Raw genomic sequence first — 2,342 nt, forward strand, 5'->3', positions numbered from 1 at the left:
GATTCAACGACTGCTCCGCCCGAGCGCGGACCGAGCCGAACGCAGCCTCGCAGGCTCGACAGCTGCTACAGGTTTTTTGCATGCCACTCATCCAGCGTCGCCTGCAACCAGTCGAACACTAGGCGGTAGGCGGCGCTGTCGTCTTGATCGCGGGGCAGGGGGGACTCTACGCCGAAGTGGGCATTGAGTAGCGCTACCGACTCGGCGTTCCATTCCGGATGAAACTGCAATCCCACGCGGGTCGAGCCGACGGCGTACATCTGCTGCTCACACTGGGCGCTGCTGGCCAGCAATCGGGCGTCGGGTGGCAGATCGATCGCATCTTCATGCCATTCCAGTACGTTCAGTGCGGACCCGTCAGCGAACGTAACCTGGGTCCAGCCCGTTTCGGTCCGGGCCATTCGCCGCACATTCCCGCCCAGGCTCAGGGCCAGCAATTGCGCACCCAGGCAAATGGCGAACACCGGCGCGCCTTGCGAGATGCTTGCCGCCAGCCACTTGCGCTCTTCTGCCAGCCATTGCGGACCTGCATTGGCCTCGTAAGGCCCGCCCAGAATAATCACCGGCGCAGCGCCTGCGGGTGGCAGCTGACCAAGGTCCGCGCGAAACACCTTCAGCGTCAGCCCCCGGGACTCGGCCCAGTCATCAATGGCGCCCGGACCTTCGGCGGGGTGGTGCTGGATCAGGTTCAGCGAGGTCGATTGCTTGGGCATGGCGCGGCTCTCTGGTGGCGGAGGGAGGTATGGTCGGCTTTTTCCGTCGGAACGTGCGGCATCTTGACTGAAAACCAGACCTTTCTGAAGGTCGTTGCACCGCGTTGGCGCAGGCTATTACTGCGAGAAATACCTTGGCTTATTTTCTATAACGATTTGTCGCTTAAACACAATTCGCATCTTGAGTGCAGCTCTAGACTGCCGGCCACTTCGATTTTTACCAGCCACAAGCTACTAATCGAATGCTGCCAATAAGAGTCTCCGCACACAGGAGTTATAAATGAAGAAGCTAGTGATGTTCGGTGCTCTGGCACTGTCCGTGTTGTCCCTGTCGGCCGTAGCCGAAGATGCCAAGCCGATCCGTCTGGGGATCGAAGCCGGCTACCCACCGTTCTCGTTCAAGACACCTGAAGGCAAACTCAGCGGCTTTGACGTGGACATCGGCGATGCGCTGTGTGAGCAGATGAAGGTCAAATGTACCTGGGTCGAACAAGAGTTCGATGGTCTGATCCCGGCGCTGAAGGTCAAGAAGATCGACGCGATCCTGTCGTCCATGACCATCACCGACGACCGCAAGAAGAACGTCGACTTCACGATCAAGTACTACCACACCCCGGCACGTTTCGTGATGAAGGAAGGTACCGCCATCAAGGACCCGCTGACCGAACTCAAGGGCAAGAAAGTCGGTGTGCTGCGCGCCAGTACTCACGACCGCTTCGCCACTGAAGTGCTGGTGCCGGCCGGGATCAACCTGGTGCGCTACGGCTCCCAGCAGGAAGCCAACCTGGACATGACCTCCGGTCGCCTCGACGCGATGCTGGCTGACTCGGTCAACCTTGACGACGGCTTCCTGAAAACCGACGCCGGCAAAGGCTTCGCGTTCGTTGGCCCGGAATACGAAGATGCCAAGTACTTCGGCGGTGGTGCCGGTATTGCCGTGCGCAAAGGCGATAAAGAGCTGGCGGACAAGTTCAACACAGCCATCAACGAAATCCGCACCAACGGCAAGTACAAGCAAGTGCAGGACAAGTACTTCAAGTTCGACGTTTACGGCAAGTAATTTCACCGTTCAAAAAGGTGGCTATCGTTGACGCGATGGCCGCCTTTTTTATGCACCTTTGAATGTCCTCGCCTCACACATTTTCTGTAGGAGCCCGCCATGCAACGTATCGACCATCAACTGCCCTGGAGCCACCTCGGCACCGAGCGCAGCCTCAGCGTGTTTCGTTTTGGCGCGGGTTCGCGCAAGGTCTACATTCAGGCCAGCCTGCACGCCGATGAACTGCCGGGCATGCGCACGGCCTGGGAGTTGAAGAAGCGTCTCACCGAACTTGAAGCACAGGGCCAGCTCAACGGTGTTATCGAACTGGTGCCGGTGGCCAACCCGATTGGCCTGGACCAGCATCTGCAAAGCGCCCATATGGGCCGTTTTGAGCTGGGCAGCGGGAAAAATTTCAACCGGGCGTTCTATGAACTCAGCGGGCCGGTGGGGGAGTTGATCGGTTCGCAGTTGGGCAACGACGCCGAGGCCAACATCGCGTTGATCCGTCAGACCATGGGTCAGGTTCTCGACCGGTTACCGGCTCCGGCTTCACAACTGGAAGCCCTGCATCGTTTGCTGTTGCGGCA

At 59.1% G+C, this 2,342-nt stretch carries 3 protein-coding genes; 2 read left to right on the forward strand and 1 reads right to left on the reverse strand.

What is annotated here, in order from left to right; translation table 11 throughout:
- Positions 1–65: 65 nt before the first annotated feature.
- A complete protein-coding gene (locus tag AC1DH9_RS27490; protein WP_427545355.1) occupies positions 66–713 on the reverse strand; it encodes a type 1 glutamine amidotransferase in 648 nt (215 codons plus the stop codon).
- A 280-nt stretch (positions 714–993) separates the two neighbouring features.
- Between AC1DH9_RS27490 and AC1DH9_RS27495 the strand changes: the two genes are divergently transcribed.
- Both AC1DH9_RS27495 and AC1DH9_RS27500 read left to right on the forward strand, forming a co-directional pair.
- A complete protein-coding gene (locus AC1DH9_RS27495; protein WP_427545357.1) occupies positions 994–1,773 on the forward strand; it encodes an ABC transporter substrate-binding protein in 780 nt (259 codons plus the stop codon).
- Between the two features lie 99 nt (positions 1,774–1,872).
- The coding region (locus tag AC1DH9_RS27500; RefSeq protein ID WP_477809168.1) for a M14 family metallopeptidase at positions 1,873–2,342 on the forward strand (470 nt) is incomplete at its 3' end.

This window comes from Pseudomonas sp. 05T35 (assembly GCF_056396605.1).

Coding starts and splice junctions, on each gene's coding strand:
- AC1DH9_RS27495 (WP_427545357.1), top strand. CDS start 994: ATGAAGAAGCTAGTGATGTTCGGTGCTCTGGCACTGTCCGTGTTGTCC.
- AC1DH9_RS27490 (WP_427545355.1), bottom strand. CDS start 713: ATGCCCAAGCAATCGACCTCGCTGAACCTGATCCAGCACCACCCCGCC.